This is a genomic window from Gracilibacillus suaedae (genome assembly GCF_017599345.1).
Classification (GTDB): domain Bacteria; phylum Bacillota; class Bacilli; order Bacillales; family Amphibacillaceae; genus Gracilibacillus; species Gracilibacillus suaedae.
Window position 1 is genome coordinate 1 of sequence record NZ_JAGFVL010000030.1, and the last position, 18,369, is coordinate 18,369.

The following is an 18,369-nucleotide window of genomic DNA, read 5'->3' on the forward strand; positions in this document are numbered from 1 at the left end:
AGAGAGCGTAAAAAGTTTTGTGTAAATGGTTATACTTACCAAAAAGGAGATGATCATTTATGCAAGACTTTTTTTATGACAAAACGATTAAAGAACTAACGAAGGATTGTCGTACAGTAGAGGATGTTCAGGAGATGATGAAGCAATTGTTTAAAGACACGCTTCAACAGGTATTTGAAGCCGAATTAGAAGAAGAATTAGGCTACCAGAAACACAGTATAAAAGGAAATAACACAGGTAATAGTCGAAATGGGTACAGTAAGAAAGGGATCCAATCAAAGTTTGGAAAAGTAGATCTTCATATTCCAAGAGATCGAAATGGCGATTATGAACCGAAAATTGTTAAGAAACACGAAAAGACGGTAAACGGAATTGAAGAACAAATATTAGGGTTATATGCCAAAGGGATGTCCACAAGAGATATTGAAGATCAAATGAGAGATGTGTATGGCATCGACATTTCTCCTACATTGGTTAGTAAAGTTACCGATAAAATCATGCCTCTGGTGACCGAATGGCAAAATCGACCGCTAAATCGTGTTTATCCGATTGTTTTCTTAGATGCGATTCACTTCAAGGTTCGGAAAGAAAATCGAATTGTCAATAAAGCAGCTTATACGGTATTAGCGATTAATATGGAGGGCCAGAAGGAGATTTTAGGTATCTGGATTGGCGAAAGTGAAAGTTCTAGCTTTTGGCTTGGTGTATGTACCGATCTAAAAAATAGAGGGGTGGAAGATATCTTAATTGCTTGTAAAGACGGGCTTTCTGGTTTTTCTGAAGCTATAAACTCAGTCTTTCCACGCACAGAGATACAACTTTGTGTGATTCATCAAATCAGAAATTCCATGAAATACGTTTCCTACAAAGAACAAAAAGTGGTGATGAAAGACTTGAAGAAGGTTTATCAAGCGCTCACTTTAGAAGAAGCAGAAATGGAGTTTGCGACATTCAAAGAAACTTGGGGCAAAAAGCACCCTATCATCATACGCTCTTGGGAACAAAACTGGTTAGAATTAACGACATATTTTCAGTATCCACACGAAATACGGAGAGCGATTTATACAACTAATATCGTAGAAGGCTATCATCGCCAACTGCGAAAAGTAACAAAAACAAAATCAGCCTTTCCATCAGATGAAGCTTTGCGCAAAATGATTTACCTTACTACGATGGCAATTTCTAAAAAATGGACTATGCCGATAAGAGGATGGACAGAATGTATATCACAACTTGCCATCTATTTTGGAGAGAGGCTAGAATCGGAGCTGTCACTATGACCTCTAGTAGAGTGCCGGCTTGACATGGAGCCTCTGCGGGCGTGATGGTTTGGCGATGGAGATACCTTTAAAAAACAAAGCTATCGCCAACGGAAAAGATGAGTGTATCACGCCCGCCTCTCCACGTAAAGCCTTTAGATGTTAGTTGAGTGCAATTCCCATTTACACAAAATAATTTATACTCCCACCAACTATGAGTGTACCATCTTCTAATTGATTGGCATCCATAATATGTTTTACAAATTTCGTATTCCCATAATATTTTTCGGAGATAGTAAACAACGTATCCATTCGGTCTACTTCATGGATAACAATATCCGAGTCATTTATTTCCTCCTTATCAGAGGGATTCGCTTTAATTATTACCTGCTCAGCAAAATGATCTTTTTCCTCAGATTCTGCTGACGATAAATATTCTTCGCCCCAAAGTTTGACGGTTAACAATAGGAGTATAATCACAATAAATAATAGTAAAATAAACTTTATAAATGGAAAAGATATTTTCCATTTTGCCTTCGTTTTTCTCCTTTGATGCACTTCACTCCTGGGAGGCAATGAATAGGTATTATCGTATTTCGCTTGCTGCTGTTCAACTTGATTTCTTAGCGATGATGCCTGGTCATCTCTTTGATTATGATACATGATGAAACCTCCCCGACCTGATTAACAAAGCCAATATAACGTCCACAAGAAAATGCAGTGTGATTACCACAGTCAGATTGCTTGTCCAATGATATACCAAGCCTATCCAAAAACTCAAGCCAATAATTGTAATAAAAAGGACCGCTTTTGATAAATATCTAATATGAACGACCGCAAAAAGAATACTTGCAATCAATATGCCAAAATTAGTTTGGATCACACCTCTAAATAGGAATTCTTCGACAATAGCAATAACAAAGCATAATAAGATGATGCTTGTATAAGAGCCTTCTTGAAATATTTTTTGATTGATACCGCCATCATCCCACCAATTTTTTGGACATATCCTCATGAATAGTAAATCCATTAAGATGATGATAAGAGCAGAGAAAACACCAAATATAATCCAATCAGAAAAATTCCAATAAAACAATGAAGCTATAGTTTGCCAGTCGTTAAATAAAAAGGAAGCTAGAACGACCGCAATCAGTCCAAGAAGTAGCTGAGACAGCCATATTTGTTGCTTTAATTGTTTACTTGACAGTAGTCTGATAAGTTCTGCTTGGCTTTTTTGCATGTTAGTCTCCTTGATATAATATCTCTTTCAAACTAGTTTGCCAGTCTTGATTACTATTATTACTATGTTCAACTGCTGGATACCAGTTTTCCCATTGGAAATCACAATAATCACAACACATATTTGTTGGCTTTTGAATATGATCTTGAAAATGCGAAAAGAGTGCTTTTCTCTTGCATCCTGTCGTATAAAGCCATTGTAACATTTCGTTTAATTTATTATATTTGTATCGATAGCGTTTTTCGATTGTTTCTTGTAATATCATAAAGGCATCCTGAAATGGAAAAGCGGTTATATTAAATTGTTCATGTTCTAATATTTTAAGTTTTTCTAACTGATAACGAAAAAAACGCCAATGAGGCTCCACCCCATTTACTTTCAACATAAATTCCTCCTTTAAATCATTAAATGACACATCATTATTATAAATTAGTTGTAACATTTGCTTAACAACGCTAATGTCAGGTAATTCTGCATCGAGTAAACGTTGTGGAATGATGTGATCATACTCATGAAAAAGGATTACACTAACAGCTTCTTGGCCATCTCTTCCCGCTCTGCCTATCTCCTGTATAAATGATTCGATTTGGGATGGAAAATGATAGTGAATCACTAATTGGATATCTTTCTTATTAATGCCCATACCAAAGGCATTTGTACAACAAATAACATCCAATTGCTTGTTCATAAATTGTTGTTGAATCAATAATCGATCCTGATTATCTAAGCCGCCATGATAATAAGCGACATTTCGATTGTGTTCTTTTTCTTGCAATATTGTCGCAACTCTAGCAGCTTCTTCTCTACTGGAAAAATAAATTAAAGTTGGAACCGGATAACTCCGGATAATTTGTGCAAGTTTATTTTCTTTTTCTTTCACTTGATTAACCTGTTCCACTACAAAAGAGATATTCGGTTTATCCATTGGGTAGATAAATTTTTCAACATCAGGTATTTGCAATGTATCCATAATATCTTGCTGGACATCTGGTGTTGCCGTTGCGGTCAGTGCTAATAACGGTGGGTTATTTAATAATTGGTGCGCTTGTTTAATTCTAAGATAATCAGGACGAAATTCATGACCCCATTGAGAAATACAATGTGCCTCATCCACTACAAACAAGCTAACCTTCAAAGACTTTAATCTTGATAAAATCCTTTTACTTTGTAGCATTTCTGGTGACAAATATAGTAATTGATAAGAATCAATTTGTTGTAATAGTATTTCTTTTTCTTGGTAGGAAAGCATGCTGTTTAATGCAGCCACCCTTTTAAACCCTGTAGCCTTCAACTGTTTAACTTGATCCGTCATTAATGAGAGTAACGGTGATACAACAATAACGGTTCCTGATAACATCATGGCTGGTAACTGATAGCAAATCGATTTACCTGTTCCAGTTGGGAGGACTGCAAAGACGTTCCGCTTCTTCAGAACAGCTTCGATAATTTCTTTTTGGCCAGCACGGAAATGCGAAAAACCAAAATGGGTTTGTAAATGCTGTTCTAGTTGTGATTCAGGCATAATGATTCTCCTCCACATTCTTTGTCCCGCCTAAAGCTATTACCAGTTTAATTTGAAAATAGCTAATTGAGTCTGGTAGCTGACTTTTAATATCTTTTAATCTTTTGGATTCAAGCTTTTTTAATATGGAACTAATCAATAGATATTCTTGTTCCGTAATATATGCAGACCAATTCAATTCTTGATAGATATAAGCAATCTCAACAATGTGATCCTTTATCGTATTTTCTTTTAAATTACGAACATTAGCAATTTCATCAATCGATAGACCCTGTTTCAAATAATAGAATGTCTGATTTGTCGAATCACTTAACAACTTATTCATTTTATGATCAGGATATAACTGAGGAAGAAACGTAAAGTGATGGTCCGTTTTGATTGCTTTACAGATAGCATGTATAATGTTCATGAAAGATAAATAAACATCATGAGTAGTAATATAATATTTCTTAGCAATTTGGTATCTGCTAAGTCCAACTTTTTTCAGAGAGGTTAAACTATCAACAAAAGCTGCTGCATGACTATCTGGAAAATTCTCTAATATCATGGTTAAATCTTGATAGAGATATTTCAATATTGTATCAGTTCCAAGTTGGTGTTGGTTGTTCCACACTTTCTTTACAAATTGCTGGCTTTCAACATCCTCTATAATCGGTATAAAGCGTGTATTTCCCCGATGTATATGTGTCAATGTTTGAATAAAAAGTAGTAAATGTTTGGAAAATTGCTCTGCTGTTTCATGAAGTTCCCCACCGTTCAATTGCAAATAATCGTCTTGTTCTTCCATTAGCTTTTGATAATACACCTTTCCTCTATCACTAACATGTACGGTTTGTTGATCAGGGTTAACTGTAATAAGCTTGTGATATTCCAAACGATCGATTTCCTGATTAAAAGCTTGTCTAGTTAATGATTTATATATTCCGAAATAATTGGTTAAACCAAATAAATTGCTATCTTGTATCGTTTGAGTCGATTTCTTTGCTGTTAACAAGTGAAGTATATTATATACTGTTCGTTCACCATTTAACTTCATTATACTATCTAATAAAATACATTCAAACATGTAAACACCTCAATCTAAGCTACCTATATTTTAACAATTATTATGAGATTTGAATACAACATCATTGTAACTTACAAAAGTATTTGATAACCTAATAGCTAGAAATAAGAAAGAAAAGGAAGTGGCGATTGATGCCATATTATACTTGGATAGAGAAAGAAACGTGTATTGCGTGTGGGGTATGTGGTGCAACTGCACCGGATCTATTCGATTATGACGACGAAGGTGTTGCATACAGCAAGCTCGATAATAATAAAGGTGAAACAGAAGTGCCACCAGATTCAGAAGAAGATCTTTTAGATGCACATGAAAGCTGTCCAACAGAATCAGTAAATATATATCATAAAGAATAGGGATTGCTACGGCCCTATTCTTTTTTGCAAACTATCAGAAAGACTAAAACTTCATAGCATACGTAAATGCGTATGCTCGGTAACTTGGGCTGAGTGCGGACATTTGTTCCGTTATTGGTGACAAAATTGCCGTTTTCAGTGTATATGCGGACATCTATTCCGCTATTCAGCCAAATAGTACCGATATGAACCGAATAAGGGATTCAATGTCCGCTCAACACAGACTTTTATAGTCACTTAATTTTTTGATTGCGACCATTTACTGAATAATGTTAATTTGATCGGTAGTTTGAATTGGTTCGGATAAATCATACTTTCCAATTTGATCGATCCCTATACTAAACATGACTTCCTGATATCCATAAGTGGATGCAGTAGCTAGAATTGCTTCAATCATTTGAATGGTAATTTGATTGTCACCAATTTGAGCAGATGATAAGGAAACAAATACCTGACCAGCTGTCTGATCCTCTGTCTCAATAACTGTATCTTCCGGTATAGAAGGCTGAATGTTGAATTCTGGTTCCGCTATTTTCATATCTTCTAACGCTCTGGTTAATGTTTTAAATGTTCCATCAGTTTTGGCAGCAAACCATTCTGACCCATTATTATATTGATATATTTTAAAAGGTACTTGCTCAACTGGACTTATTGGATAAAGGTTATTACTAATAGCTCCTTCATCTAAAATAGCATGGTAATTCTCAAATTGAATTTCCTCAATCCCTAATGGTCCAAACATAAATGCTAATACCTTTTCGAAACTGCTGTAATTATTGCCACTAGGTTGCAATTCAAATGAATCTGTAAATGTAGCAATTATTTTTTGGTTATTTCTTTCAAATTGTATATCACGTATTCCGATATCATACAAGCCGTTTTCTGCTAAATCGATATATTCGTTAATTTGATGATAAGAAAAGTTACTGTTCAAGATCGTAATCGGTATGATGTGTTGTCCTTGTTCTGTCAAAAACGCCATATAGCTAGCGTCTTCTTCATCTCCCATATCAAGTAAATAACGATATTCTTCATTTATATTGTCTTGTATTTCCGCTTTATCAAAAATTTCTGCTTCTCGAGATTCTTCTGTTGCTGATGTTTCACCATCAGCATTATCAAAAGTATCCACGTCTGAATCATCTGCCATTTCAGAAGTTGACTGATCATAACTCCTTGAAAAATCTTGCCCTTGTATAATGACGAAAATTAACAATGCTGCACAAGCAGTAGCAAGCATCGGAACCCATATAAATGACCGCTTCTTCCGAGAAGTTCCTTTATCTTGCTTCATTTGTGCTTGTATTTGCTGGAAAATATCGTCTTTAGTACGCTTATCTTCTATTTTAGGTAATTTTCGTAGCAGTTCCTTTAAATGTTCATCATTTGACTTATGATTCTTCATGATAGCCTTCCTCCTCTCTCAACGAGGTCATCATACATTGTTGCAGGACTTTTAGCGCTCGATGCTGAGTAGTTTTTACTTTACTGGTAGACCAATTTAATATTTCTGCTGTCTCTTTTATATTAAAGTCTTGAATATAACGTAATATAATCACTTGTTTTTGATCATTGCTACAGCGTTCCATACATTGATAAATCTGCTTCATTCTGTCATCTAACATCACATATTCTTCCGGAGCTTGCTGATCAGATTGAAGTGTCTCTCCTTCTTTACCCCAATTAAAGAATTCTAAAAATTTATTTCGTTGTCGCTTTAATTTGCGAAAATAATCAAAAGTTACATGCCTAGCAATTGAAAAGAGCCATGTCTTTTCCGAACTTTCTCCTTTAAAATGTTGATATGAACGTAAGACCTTGATATAAACTTCTTGAACAATATCTTCCGTTTGTTGTTTATCTTTTACCATATAAAATATATATTGAAATAAGTCCTGATGATATTTGTCATATAGTTCCTCGAAAGTGGTCTTCACGTCAAGACCCCCTTACCTTATTCTATTTGTCGAAAATCATAGCGAAAAGTTACAAATCAATTCAAATTATGTATACAAAACTAAAATGAGTCTGGGACAAAAGAGTAATTAGATAGGAAAAATCCGAACATTAAAGTTTGAGTATGCATACCGCTTCGGCAAAATACTTCGCTTAATTCAAATTGTTCGGATTCCAGTTCTACCTATTTAGTTATGTCCCAGCCACAGTAATTATTTTATAATAAATGTTTAGTATACTGAAATATCCTACCTAATACTGGAAATAAGAGGATCATAAAAATAACATTTCCTACAGCGTGAGCGATATCAAAGGATATACCTGCCAAGTAGTAAGCGACAAAATTACCAGCAAACGTAAATGTCCCTAAATTGACGATCAATCCATAAATAAATGCTGAAATAAACGCAAAAATAGTTAATAGTATCATGGTATTTTTACTGTTATATTTCCCTATAACACCAGCTAAGATCCCTATTATCGCCCATGCAATCATTTGCCAAATAGTCCAAATGCCCATGCCTAAAAAAAGATTAGTAATGTAGGTTGAGATGATGGCGATACATATTGCTGGTAATACACCTACCATGGCACCAGAAATGATGATAATGGCAGTCACAGGTTGAATATTGGGTAGAAATTGAAAGGTTATTCTGCCTATAACGCAAACTGCTGCTAATAATGATATAAGTGTAAGTTTATAGGTATTCAACGTATCACTCAATTACTTGAAGATCAAATGTAATATGGTCTCCATCCTCTACTTGATATTCAGCAATCCCTTTATTTATCATTTCTCCGTTTGCTTCATATGTCCAAAAGATATTTTCAACCGTATTCTGTTGGTGTCCTTCAATAGCGGTAAGAAAACCATCGTCAGATACTTCCACATCATAATTTTCTTCTAGGACAGTTTGCAAGCTTGCTCCTGCTTGAACAGTCAATTCATCCTCACTGACCGTAGTATCAGATGTTTGATCTGTAATCGTTAATGAAATAGATACTTCCTCATCTGTGGTTGAGGTATTTCCACAAGCAGTCATTACAATTGCTAAAATTGTGATAATAACTAAATGTTTGATTTGTTTCATAATCCATTCTCCTCAATGTTATGATGTTGAGGATTAAAAGCTGTTAATGTATGTATAAAGGGAGACTATGATCAGTGAGGTTTCTGACCACCACTGATCATTAGCGAAACTTATCAGGTTATTAGCGTCTGTTATCCCTAAACTTCTCCTAATAAGAATTGATGCTTGAAGTGGAGAGGCTTACAGACGATTAGCACCGTGATAAAGTTGATACAACAGTCAACATACTTAATCCTCGAAGCATGAATAAATGTTTAAAATGGCAGGTCTCCTGACTTTGTGTATTATTCTACTCTAGCGTCTTCCCATACGTAAATTTACCGCACAGTGACATAGGCTATTTCGTAACACTTACAGTTGCGAGGACAGTTCTGGATTCACACCAGATTCCCTTTTAAGCAATACACCATTAAACACGTCACATTCTATGAGTTATGTGTCACTTCGAATTTATAACCGACACCCCATACTGTTACAATCATTTTAGCAGCATCTGTTGATACTTTACTTAGTTTTTCTCTTAAACGTTTCACGTGCGTGTCTACTGTTCGTAAATCACCAAAAAACTCATATTTCCATACTTCTTTCAGTAATTCTTCCCTTTCAAAAACTTTATCCGGGGATTTTGCTAGAAATAAGAGCAATTCGTACTCTTTTGGTGTTAAATTAACTTCCTTATTATCTGCTAAAACACGATGTGCATCATTATCAATTAATAGATGCGGAAATTCGATCATATCTTTCGATCGGTTTGCTGTATGTATCGTATTAGAACTTGTGGATCTTCTCAATAATGCCTTGACCCTTAATACAACTTCACGTGGGCTAAAAGGTTTCACGATATAATCATCAGTTCCTGCTTCAAAACCATGAATCCTACTTAACTCTTCTCCTTTAGCAGTAAGCATAATAACAGGTGTTGTCTTTTGGGATCTCAGTTCTTTACATACCTCTAAACCGTCTTTACCAGGCATCATTAAATCAAGTAAAATCACTTCATAATCTTCAGTCAAGGCTAACTTCAAGCCTTGTTCTCCGTCTTCTGCTTCATCAATCTCAAAACCTTCGCGTTCGAGATACATTTTTAATAGACGGCGAATTCTATCTTCATCATCGACAACAAGAATTTTTTTCGTTTCCTTCTCCATCCTTCTCCCCCCCTATCTCTTAATAGTATATAGGCAAAAAGCACAAGAGACAAATATCACTTGTACTTTCCATCAAAAATTTTATGCATAAGAATGTAAACCGGCTAACACTAGGTTAACAACGATTAAATTGAACATAATAATCGCAAACCCTATAACGGCTAACCAAGCTGATTTCTCACCATGCCATCCTCTCGATAAACGAAGATGTAAGAAAATAGCATAGAAAAACCAAGTAATTAGAGCCCAAACTTCTTTGGGATCCCAGCCCCAATATCTATTCCATGCTTCTTGTGCCCAAATGGCTGCAAATATTAATCCTCCTAGAGTAAATACCGGAAATCCAATAGCAACTGCTCGGTAACAAACTTCATCCAATAATTCTGGATTTGCTTTTTTTAGTAATGGTTGGATTGCAGCGGCTATTCTTTGTCTCAATATGGCTCTCGCTATCAAATACAATAATAAACCAGCAGCTAAGGACCAAACTAATGTATTCAATTTCCGAGGAGCTTCTGCACCATGAAGCCATCCCGGTGCTGCAAAAACAGCATCCATCTTATCTTCTGTTGTTAGTTCACCATTCTCAGGACCGAACAACGCTGGCAGTTGATAATCTAATGTCATTTCTTCTTCATCAACCACATAAGAAAATGTTGCATTATAATCCATGGATGAAAAAATCGTTGTCATAATCACAAATCCTAATGTTGCACAAATAGAATACATAATGACTTCTAACCAGGTAGTTTTGGCAGTAGTTTGTGATTGATTAATTTGACGAATTAAATAGATCATACCTGCTACAAAACTAACCGCAAGAATCGCTTCACCTAAAGCAACTGTTGTAACATGAATGTACAACCAATGACTTTTCAAGGAAGGAACTAAAGGTGAAATTTCTCTTGGATACATACTTGCATACCCGATAATTAATAATGCTACAGGTAAGGCAAATAATCCTAATAACTCTATACGATAGATAAAGTATAAAATGATAAACGCCAATACAAGCATCATACCGAAAAAGGTAACAAATTCAAACATGTTACTAACCGGTGCATGTCCACTTGCCATCCATCTTGTAAAAAAGTATCCAACTTGTGCGATGAACCCCAGTATAGTAGTACCTATTGCTAACTTGTTCATAAGTGTGAACTTTTTTTCATGTTGTTTATCCCTAATGGTTGCAGCAAAAAAGATGACTGCTATTAAGTAAATCACAAAAGCAGTATACAATAGGCCACCACTCAAAGATATTAAATCCATACACTTTCTCCTCCTTGCATCACCTCAAACGGTAATGAGTTACGAATCATTCTTTTTTTCCTGGTCTCGAACCATGGTAAAAGATGTCCCATCAATCATTTTTTCAAATTCTCTTGTTAATCCATACCAATTTTTATTCGTATGACATGCTATATACATGCTATCTGCCGCTTGATGAATCCAAATTCTTCGATGCTGCCAATACATCCCTTGTATAACACCAACCATGAATATAAATGCCCCTAAACCAATAATAGGGAGCGTCAAATCTTTTCTTATCTTTAATCCGCTAACATCGCGCACACCAAAATCTGTTAAACTTAGCTTGTACTGATTGTCACCTGAAGGAATATTTTGGCCAATCGCTAAAAAGCTAGCCTCTCGCTCTTCTATATCAGGTCCATAAACAAAGAAGACAAATCCCGGATTTCGAGGGTAATTAGATACGGATCTCGGCTCACCATTATTTAATTCATATTCCGGATAATAACGATTCAGCTCAATACGGTAGCCATTATCAAATACATATTCACTTTCAGGATCTGTTAAATCAACGGTAAACTCTACAATAGCTTCTTCCTCTTCATCATCTACTTCATGCAATTTAAAAGACATCGTCTGAAATTCATTAAGTTGATAACTATCTTGATAAAGTGCTAATCCATTTATTTTCAACGGTTCGTTTACGATAATTTCGCCGCTTTTGACCTCTTTTAACTCTGGATCCGATCCAATAACATCCCTTGATACATCTTCATATATTACGGCATTCGTTTCAAAATGCTTCGGTACAGGTCCACTTGTATTTTGTAAAGCCTCTTCAAAAATCGCATCTTCGTCATCATTTCCATATGTTTCAAATATAAATTCTTCGTTTTTTATGTAATATTGTTGATTAGTACTAGGTATAACTGCTGTCTCGCCTTCTCTTACCCAAACAAAATCATCTACGTACATAAATGGAATGAAGCGAAAGAGTGTACCTACTAAAAAGATAATAAGTCCTAAATGATTTACATATGGACCCCATCTTGAAAATCTACCTTTTTCGGCAAGTATGTGGCCGTCTTCCTCGCTAATCTTATACCGATGCTTTTTAAGATTGTTGATAAATTGAGTCTTATCGTCTGTATTATAGTCGGTATATTCACCAAAGAGTTTCTGTCTTTTTAAAAAATTCGGATGTCGTTTAATAGCTTGATTTTTCAGTGCTTTATATAAAGGAACTCCTCTGTCGATACTTACGATAAAAATAGAAATACCGATCAAAGCGATCAATACCATGTACCACCAAGAATTGTATAAGTTATGAAAACCTAATTGGTAATAGATTTGACCTAGTATTCCGTATTGATCCCGATAATGTAAAGCAGGATCGACATTTTGCGGAATGTACATTTCCTGAGGATATATCGTTCCAAGAGCAGATGCAACTAAAGCAATCGTAATTAGCGTTACACCTATTTTAACTGACGAAAAGAAATTCCATATTTTATCTACTATTGAACGATTCTTCGTTTTGGAACGAATCGCACTACCGTCATATCGCATATTCAATAATGTGCCTTGCTGATCATTATCTAACGGTTTTCCACATTTTTCGCAAATAGTAGTCCCTTCTTTATTTTGATGACCACATGTGCTACATTTCATTATGTTCATAAGAAACCCCTCACGTTCCCTTTGGTACAATCTCTTGTAAATAGCTCTCTAATCGTTCAAGTGAAAGTTCTCCTAATACTCGGTCTACCACCACACCATTCTCATCAATAAAATAAGTAGTTGGCAATGGTACGATACCATAAGCGTCCAACACTTGACTATCTTTATCATGAAGTATTGGAAATGACAAATTATAATGATCTACAAACTTATCAATGACTAATTCTGTTGCATCCACACTAACAGCGACAATTTCTACTCCTTGCTCTTTATATTTCGGATACAATTCCTCCATATAAGGCATTTCTCTTTCACAAGGTTCGCAATACGTAGCCCAAAAATTTAACATAACGCCCTTACCCTCAAGATCAGAAAGCTGCAATGAAGATTCTACGGCATCCCCGTTATTTGCAACACGATCTAATTGAAAATCTGGTGCTTGTTCATTTTTGTCAACAGCCGTTTCTTCTTCAGCGGTTAAATTCGAAACAATAGCAAACACTAAAGCTCCAAATAGTACTACCAATATCGCAGATCGAAAAATAAAGCGATTTCGCTTCTTAACTCGTTTTTTTCGTTTCGCTTGTTCAACCTTTTCCATGGATCTCACTCCCTTCGATCATTGTACCATTTACGATGATCAAAAATTGTGACAGTTATTTAACAATTACTTGGCCAATTTCTTTAGCTCGGACACTTCTTGTGGGGTCAACTCTCGATGTTCACCTGCATTTAAACTATCTAATGTTAAGAATCCGAATTTTTCCCTTTTCAGCTTCTGCACTGGTGTACCAATCGCTTCAAACATTCTTCTTATTTGTCGGTTTTTTCCTTGATGTAGAATCATTTTAATAATCGCTGTTTTTTTCTTAGGATCAGTGGACAATACCTTTACTTGTTTTGCTTTCAATATATCTCCTTCTGAGCGAATTCCCTTTTTGAATAATTGTAATTTTTCTTTTGAGGGAATTCCTTCTGTTTTAACGATATATTCTTTATTAATCTGATGACTCGGATGTAACAATAAATTGGTAAAGTCACCATCGTTAGTCATTATTAATAATCCTGAAGTATCATAATCTAGTCTGCCAACTGGATAAAGTCTTTCATCATATTCTTCAAAAAAATCAGCCACTGTCTTCCGGTTTTTATCATCGGATACGCTAGTAATCACACCACGTGGTTTATAGAATAGAAAATATAATAATTTTTCTTTTTCAATTGGTACTCCCTCTACTTTCACTTCATCTTGATCAGATACTTTGGTACCTAATTCTGTCACTACTCTTCCATTTACTTCTACTAGACCATCAACGATCATTTTCTCTGCTTTTCTTCTAGAGGTAACACCGCTTTTAGCAATTACTTTCTGCAGTCGTTCCATTATGCTCACACTTTCCATCTAGATTTATGTTATCATTGTTAACCATGTCATTTATTTCGTATACATGAAAAACAGTAGCGCTTGAAAACGAGCGCTACTATAAGAATATCCAAGACACAATTATTACTGAAACTATTATACCAATAAAATCCGCAATCAGTCCAACTTTTAAAGCGTTCCCCATTTTTTTTATCCCAACTGCACCAAAATAGACAGTTAATATATAGAGAGTTGTATCTGTACTTCCCTGCATGGTGGATGCCAGTCTACCTAAAAAGGAATCAGGACCATAAGTTTTGATAATCTCAGTTGTTACACTTAAGGCAGCAGTACCAGAAATGGGTCGTAATATTGCTAACGGTGCTATGTCCGCTGGTATTCCGACCTTTGATAAAACAGGCTGTAATAAGCCGATAAACGCATCTAATGCTCCTGAGCTCCTTAGAATCGCAATAGCAACTAACATTCCTAATAAAAAAGGAAGAAGAGAAACCGACATTTTTAAGCCTTCTTTCCCACCTTCCACAAACACCTCATATGCTGGAACTTTTCTGATAATGGCCACAATTAAAATCATCATTACGGTCACTGGAACTAACCAAATACTTATGACCGTCAACCATTCAACCATGTTGAGACTCCTTTCCTTTACCTATGCTATAACCTTCATTTTTGTCGTGATTTTTGCATCAAACGATCAATCGTTATCGCTGAAACAGTTGTAATAAAGGTAGCCAAAATCGTACTTGCAACGATTTCAGTTGGTGCTGCTGAACTATACTCCATACGAATGCCAATTACCGTGGTCGGTACCAATGTAAGACTGGAAGTATTAATAACTAAAAAAGTTATCATGGAATTACTGGCGTGATCAGATTTACTTATTTTTTTCATCTCTTCCATTGCTTTGATGCCCATTGGTGTAGCTGCATTTCCTAACCCGAATAAATTGGCAGAAAAGTTAGCGAGTATATATCCCATTGCAGGATGACCATCAGGAATTTCAGGGAATAATCGTTTTACAATCGGTCTAAATAATTTTGAAAAACCTTTTAATATCCCTGCTCGCTCAGCAACTCTCATCATACCTAGCCAAAAAACTAATACACTTGATAAACTGATTACCAGTGTAACAGCCTCACTGGCCCCTTCAAACAAAGCCTCATTGACTTGTTCCATCGTTCCATTAAACATGGCATAAACAATACCAATGATCGCCATTAATGCCCATATCACATTAATCAAGATTATCACCAAACAATCGTTTCAATTGTTCTAGAAAAGTGGTCCAGAACGATGGTTCTCTCGACTCTTCCATAGAATAGAGATATAGTGATGTATCTGTAATTGCTTCATCATTAAGATAGAAAACACGCTTTCCAATCTTATCAAAATCAGAAGGTTTACGACTAACATAATTTTCATAGCTAATATTATTCACTTCGTTTTCTGCTAAAGGATAGTAGATAGATTCTTGAATTTCTGCCGTAATGATATCTTGCTCATCGGTTTTCAGTCTCATCGTGGATTTATCTTGTATTTTTTTTAATGGGAATTTTTCAAATCCCCATTCAAATAAATTTATATGATCTTGCCAGTCGCTTGGAGCGTTTAAGGTTACTACTATTAGTGTTTGTCCATTTTTTTCAGCTGTTGAAACTAGTGTTCTTCCTGCAGCTCGTGTATAACCGGTTTTTCCACCATTACTGTACTCATATAATTGAGTAAGCAATTTGTTTTTGTTTATCCAAGCATAATCGCGGGCAGAAGATTGATATGATGAAGTACCGGAAATTTCTCTAAAAACAGTATTTTCCATAGCATATTTGGTTAAAAGTGCCATGTCATAGGCTGTGGAGAAATGTGTATCAGAGTCCAGTCCATGTGGATTGTCAAAATGACTATTTGTCATACCAATCCATCTGGCTTTTTCATTCATTAAGTATGCAAAGCCTTCTTGACTGCCACCGATATGCTCACCAATTGCTACGGCTGCATCATTTCCCGACCTTAACATTAAACCGTAGACAAGATCTCTTAATGTGATTTTATCGTCTTTCTTTAAATAAATGGAGGATCCTTCTGTTGATATCGCATTATCCGATATTTTAACGTATTCATCTAATTTTCCAGATTCTATAGCTATAATAGCTGTTAAAATCTTGGTGATACTTGCTATCAGTGTTGGATTGTCTGCATTTTTCTCATATAGGACTCTACCTGTTTCTTGATCCATTAAGATAGCACTCTCTGCTGAAACCTGTACATTTGCTTTTATATCTGGTTGTGGTAATAAGACAAAAATTAATACAATACATATACTATAAATAAACGGTCGCATGGCACACCTCATCTCACTTTGCAGATACGTTTGTACCATTCTATGCAGACAAGCAGTGCATATGACTACAAAACAAGCAAAACCACATGTCTTCACTATTCGAACCAATGTGGCGGTTTATGATTAAAGTAAGTTTTTAATTCTAAGTAGATACAAACTGCGAACAAATAAAAAATTCCGAAGTGAGACTTTCCTCCATTCTTTCCATAGGAAGTGTTGGAATACCGCTCCGGCAGAATACTCCGCTTTCCGTGGGCGGTTTTTAGCTAACTTTGCAAAGAAAACTACTTTGCAAAGTGGATCTTCAGCTCTCGTGAGTCCCACAGGAGTCTCCGTATTCTGCTGCGCTAATTTTACTTTTCTGATTGTTGTAAGAATAGAACACCTGGGTTTGTATCCTTAGGATTTTCTGCCACTTATTCAGAACACGATTCTAAGCTGCGGAAAAATGCGACACTCCTGGAGGAATAGCGCGAACCGAAGGTCCATTTGGTGAAGTGGTTTTCTTCACCAAGTTAGCTCAAGGTCGCCCCGGAAAGGGAGTATTTTTCCGCAGCAACGGTCACGCACTCATCAACAAAAGAATGGTAGAAGGCAACTCCATGTCCACTTTACTTCGTAGGATATGTTTTTTGTACTGTTATTATATAAAGGAAAAAACCTGTAACTTTGGTAAGCTACAGGGTTAGTCGTTCATATTTTGTAGTCGATCGAAGAATAGGTCAGCTTCTTGCTCTACATCAATTTCATCAATATCTTCTGGCAACGGTGGTAAATCATCAATAGAACTTAAGCCGAAATAAGTTAAAAATTCGATAGTTGTGCCAAACAAGATTGGTCTTCCCACCCCTTCTTTACGACCTACTTCCTCAATTAATGCTCTGGAGATAAGGGTTTGTAATGGCCGTTCACTTTTAACACCGCGAATTTGTTCGATTTCCGTTCTGGTAATTGGTTGCAAATAAGCGATAATCGCTAATGTTTCTAATGCCGCTTGTGATAGCTTAGCATGGACTTTCGCTTCTTTCAATTTCGTAAAATATTCACTATGCTCTGGCTTTGTAGTTAAAAATAGCACTTGTTGTGACTCCATCAACATAATGCCTCGTTTAGCATGTTCATATTCAAACTTTAACTCATTAATTAAGTGGTCCGCCATATCTATATCTAAATCTAAAACTTTTCGCAGTTCTTTTTTATGTATCCCGTCATCTCCAGCAGCGAAAATTAAACCTTCCATTATCGCCTTAATATCATTTATATCCAACTTGATAACCTCCATCAATCATTAGTTAGGGTTGGTAACGATATACGATCAATTCATCCAACTGTTTTTCTTGTTTACAATTTATCTTTCTTTGTTTCATCAATTCCAGTATCGCAATAAATGTCGCAACAATATATGTTCTAGTTTTGTTTGGAAAAAGTTGATAAAAAGAAATAGGGTGTTCAAATTCCTCTAATTTCTCCATAATTTCATTCATCCGTTGATCAATTGGTATTTCTTGACGTTGAACAGAGGTCTCCATTGGTCGGTTCCACTTTTTTCTTTCCAATACTTTCCCAATTGCTTCAATCATATCATATATATTGGCTCCACCTTCAGGTAATGGATATGATTCTTCTTGCCCCATTTGAAGTGGTGGTCTTGTATGCACTTGGCTTTGCTCCACTTCTCTTTCTTTAAGATGCTCCGCTGCTTCCTTATACTTTCGATATTCAATAAGACGGCGCATTAATTCTTCACGTGGGTCTTCTTCATATTCTTCCTCAATTTCAACGGTTGGATTAGGTAATAACAGCTTACTTTTGATTTCCAGTAATGTAGCTGCCATCACTAAATACTCACTAGCTATATTTAGCTCCAATTGTTGCATCGTATGGATATAAGCCATGTATTGTGCAGTTATCTCTTTAACCGGAATGTCATAAATATCGATTTCATATTTATTAATAAGGTGTAATAATAAATCTAAGGGACCCTCAAACGTCTCTAATTTAACTTGATAATGGTCGGGCATACGAATACCTCCAACATGAGAATAAAGATTTATAGGCTATTCTGACAAACGCCTATA

General features: G+C 35.7%; 20 protein-coding genes and 1 riboswitch. Of the genes, 2 read left to right on the forward strand and 18 right to left on the reverse strand.

Going from position 1 to position 18,369, the window contains the following annotated elements; translation table 11 throughout:
• The first annotated feature begins 59 nt into the window (after positions 1–59).
• A complete protein-coding gene (locus J5J03_RS07390) occupies positions 60–1,280 on the forward strand; it encodes an IS256 family transposase (protein WP_208587812.1) in 1,221 nt (406 codons plus the stop codon).
• 162 nt (positions 1,281–1,442) lie between these two features.
• Here the strand turns inward: J5J03_RS07390 and J5J03_RS07395 are convergent, their stop codons facing one another.
• Genes J5J03_RS07395 through J5J03_RS07410 form a run of 4 tightly spaced genes read right to left on the reverse strand, consistent with a single transcriptional unit; the run spans position 1,443 to position 5,087 of the window.
• Positions 1,443–1,922 (reverse strand): LysM peptidoglycan-binding domain-containing protein, encoded by a 480-nt coding sequence (locus J5J03_RS07395; RefSeq protein ID WP_208588113.1) that lies wholly within the window; start codon positions 1,920–1,922, stop codon positions 1,443–1,445.
• Positions 1,912–2,499 (reverse strand): CPBP family intramembrane glutamic endopeptidase, encoded by a 588-nt coding sequence (locus J5J03_RS07400; protein ID WP_208588115.1) that lies wholly within the window; start codon positions 2,497–2,499, stop codon positions 1,912–1,914. The genes J5J03_RS07395 and J5J03_RS07400 overlap by 11 nt, the downstream gene beginning before the upstream one ends.
• 1 nt (position 2,500) lies before the next feature.
• The gene (locus tag J5J03_RS07405) at positions 2,501–4,021 is read right to left on the reverse strand and encodes a RecQ family ATP-dependent DNA helicase (RefSeq protein ID WP_208588117.1); all 1,521 of its coding nucleotides are present in this window, start codon (positions 4,019–4,021) and stop codon (positions 2,501–2,503) included.
• Entirely contained in the window at positions 4,014–5,087 is a 1,074-nt protein-coding gene (locus tag J5J03_RS07410) for a helix-turn-helix domain-containing protein (protein ID WP_208588119.1), read from the reverse strand. The genes J5J03_RS07405 and J5J03_RS07410 overlap by 8 nt, the downstream gene beginning before the upstream one ends.
• 131 nt (positions 5,088–5,218) lie before the next feature.
• Here J5J03_RS07410 and J5J03_RS07415 point away from each other — a divergent pair, with 131 nt between their 5' ends.
• On the forward strand, positions 5,219–5,440 hold the full coding sequence (locus J5J03_RS07415) for a ferredoxin (RefSeq protein WP_208588121.1): 222 nt from the start codon (positions 5,219–5,221) through the stop codon (positions 5,438–5,440).
• Positions 5,441–5,699: 259 nt separating this feature from the next.
• Here the strand turns inward: J5J03_RS07415 and J5J03_RS07420 are convergent, their stop codons facing one another.
• From J5J03_RS07420 to J5J03_RS07485, 14 genes are all read right to left on the reverse strand, one after another.
• The gene (locus tag J5J03_RS07420) at positions 5,700–6,845 is read right to left on the reverse strand and encodes a hypothetical protein (RefSeq protein ID WP_208588123.1); all 1,146 of its coding nucleotides are present in this window, start codon (positions 6,843–6,845) and stop codon (positions 5,700–5,702) included.
• Positions 6,832–7,377, reverse strand: coding sequence for an RNA polymerase sigma factor SigX (locus J5J03_RS07425; protein ID WP_208588125.1), 546 nt, complete (start codon positions 7,375–7,377; stop codon positions 6,832–6,834). Before J5J03_RS07425 ends, J5J03_RS07420 begins: the two co-directional genes overlap by 14 nt.
• A 236-nt stretch (positions 7,378–7,613) precedes the next feature.
• Positions 7,614–8,108, reverse strand: a complete 495-nt coding sequence (locus J5J03_RS07430; protein WP_208588127.1) for an ECF transporter S component — start codon at positions 8,106–8,108, stop codon at positions 7,614–7,616.
• 4 nt (positions 8,109–8,112) lie between these two features.
• Positions 8,113–8,487, reverse strand: a complete 375-nt coding sequence (locus J5J03_RS07435) for a DUF4430 domain-containing protein (RefSeq protein ID WP_208588130.1) — start codon at positions 8,485–8,487, stop codon at positions 8,113–8,115.
• Positions 8,488–8,731: 244 nt separating this feature from the next.
• A riboswitch (cobalamin riboswitch) is annotated at positions 8,732–8,913 on the reverse strand.
• The gene (locus J5J03_RS07440; protein WP_208588132.1) at positions 8,913–9,635 is read right to left on the reverse strand and encodes a response regulator transcription factor; all 723 of its coding nucleotides are present in this window, start codon (positions 9,633–9,635) and stop codon (positions 8,913–8,915) included. (Overlaps the previous riboswitch by 1 nt.)
• An 81-nt stretch (positions 9,636–9,716) precedes the next feature.
• Positions 9,717–10,904: a c-type cytochrome biogenesis protein CcsB gene (gene ccsB / locus J5J03_RS07445; protein ID WP_208588134.1), complete on the reverse strand. Its 1,188-nt coding sequence runs from the start codon at positions 10,902–10,904 to the stop codon at positions 9,717–9,719.
• A 39-nt stretch (positions 10,905–10,943) separates the two neighbouring features.
• Entirely contained in the window at positions 10,944–12,566 is a 1,623-nt protein-coding gene (locus J5J03_RS07450; RefSeq protein ID WP_208588141.1) for a cytochrome c biogenesis protein, read from the reverse strand.
• 10 nt (positions 12,567–12,576) lie between these two features.
• Positions 12,577–13,167 carry a thiol-disulfide oxidoreductase ResA gene (gene resA / locus J5J03_RS07455; protein ID WP_208588143.1) on the reverse strand — a complete coding sequence of 197 codons (591 nt, stop codon included), beginning with the start codon at positions 13,165–13,167 and terminating at the stop codon, positions 12,577–12,579.
• A gap of 66 nt (positions 13,168–13,233) precedes the next feature.
• Positions 13,234–13,950, reverse strand: a complete 717-nt coding sequence (locus tag J5J03_RS07460) for a pseudouridine synthase (protein WP_208588145.1) — start codon at positions 13,948–13,950, stop codon at positions 13,234–13,236.
• 97 nt (positions 13,951–14,047) lie between these two features.
• On the reverse strand, positions 14,048–14,581 hold the full coding sequence (locus tag J5J03_RS07465) for a spore maturation protein (protein WP_208588147.1): 534 nt from the start codon (positions 14,579–14,581) through the stop codon (positions 14,048–14,050).
• 35 nt (positions 14,582–14,616) lie between these two features.
• Positions 14,617–15,195, reverse strand: a complete 579-nt coding sequence (locus J5J03_RS07470) for a nucleoside recognition domain-containing protein (protein WP_208588149.1) — start codon at positions 15,193–15,195, stop codon at positions 14,617–14,619.
• Complete coding sequence (locus J5J03_RS07475) at positions 15,188–16,291, reverse strand: D-alanyl-D-alanine carboxypeptidase family protein (RefSeq protein ID WP_208588152.1); 1,104 nt, start codon at positions 16,289–16,291, stop codon at positions 15,188–15,190. Before J5J03_RS07475 ends, J5J03_RS07470 begins: the two co-directional genes overlap by 8 nt.
• 685 nt (positions 16,292–16,976) lie before the next feature.
• Positions 16,977–17,558: an SMC-Scp complex subunit ScpB gene (scpB, locus tag J5J03_RS07480; RefSeq protein ID WP_208588162.1), complete on the reverse strand. Its 582-nt coding sequence runs from the start codon at positions 17,556–17,558 to the stop codon at positions 16,977–16,979.
• A 25-nt stretch (positions 17,559–17,583) separates the two neighbouring features.
• Positions 17,584–18,312: a segregation/condensation protein A gene (locus J5J03_RS07485; protein ID WP_208588164.1), complete on the reverse strand. Its 729-nt coding sequence runs from the start codon at positions 18,310–18,312 to the stop codon at positions 17,584–17,586.
• Between the last annotated feature and the right edge of the window lie 57 nt (positions 18,313–18,369).

Excerpts from the sequence above, each read along its gene's own strand:
- ccsB (WP_208588134.1), bottom strand. The coding sequence starts at position 10,904 with ATGGATTTAATATCTTTGAGTGGTGGCCTATTGTATACTGCTTTTGTG.
- J5J03_RS07440 (WP_208588132.1), bottom strand. The coding sequence starts at position 9,635 with ATGGAGAAGGAAACGAAAAAAATTCTTGTTGTCGATGATGAAGATAGA.
- J5J03_RS07410 (WP_208588119.1), bottom strand. The coding sequence starts at position 5,087 with ATGTTTGAATGTATTTTATTAGATAGTATAATGAAGTTAAATGGTGAA.
- J5J03_RS07460 (WP_208588145.1), bottom strand. The coding sequence starts at position 13,950 with ATGGAACGACTGCAGAAAGTAATTGCTAAAAGCGGTGTTACCTCTAGA.
- J5J03_RS07475 (WP_208588152.1), bottom strand. The coding sequence starts at position 16,291 with ATGCGACCGTTTATTTATAGTATATGTATTGTATTAATTTTTGTCTTA.
- J5J03_RS07395 (WP_208588113.1), bottom strand. The coding sequence starts at position 1,922 with ATGTATCATAATCAAAGAGATGACCAGGCATCATCGCTAAGAAATCAA.
- J5J03_RS07435 (WP_208588130.1), bottom strand. The coding sequence starts at position 8,487 with ATGAAACAAATCAAACATTTAGTTATTATCACAATTTTAGCAATTGTA.
- resA (WP_208588143.1), bottom strand. The coding sequence starts at position 13,167 with ATGGAAAAGGTTGAACAAGCGAAACGAAAAAAACGAGTTAAGAAGCGA.
- J5J03_RS07485 (WP_208588164.1), bottom strand. The coding sequence starts at position 18,312 with ATGCCCGACCATTATCAAGTTAAATTAGAGACGTTTGAGGGTCCCTTA.
- J5J03_RS07405 (WP_208588117.1), bottom strand. The coding sequence starts at position 4,021 with ATGCCTGAATCACAACTAGAACAGCATTTACAAACCCATTTTGGTTTT.
- J5J03_RS07465 (WP_208588147.1), bottom strand. The coding sequence starts at position 14,581 with ATGGTTGAATGGTTGACGGTCATAAGTATTTGGTTAGTTCCAGTGACC.
- J5J03_RS07420 (WP_208588123.1), bottom strand. The coding sequence starts at position 6,845 with ATGAAGAATCATAAGTCAAATGATGAACATTTAAAGGAACTGCTACGA.
- J5J03_RS07450 (WP_208588141.1), bottom strand. The coding sequence starts at position 12,566 with ATGAACATAATGAAATGTAGCACATGTGGTCATCAAAATAAAGAAGGG.
- J5J03_RS07415 (WP_208588121.1), top strand. The coding sequence starts at position 5,219 with ATGCCATATTATACTTGGATAGAGAAAGAAACGTGTATTGCGTGTGGG.
- J5J03_RS07390 (WP_208587812.1), top strand. The coding sequence starts at position 60 with ATGCAAGACTTTTTTTATGACAAAACGATTAAAGAACTAACGAAGGAT.
- J5J03_RS07400 (WP_208588115.1), bottom strand. The coding sequence starts at position 2,499 with ATGCAAAAAAGCCAAGCAGAACTTATCAGACTACTGTCAAGTAAACAA.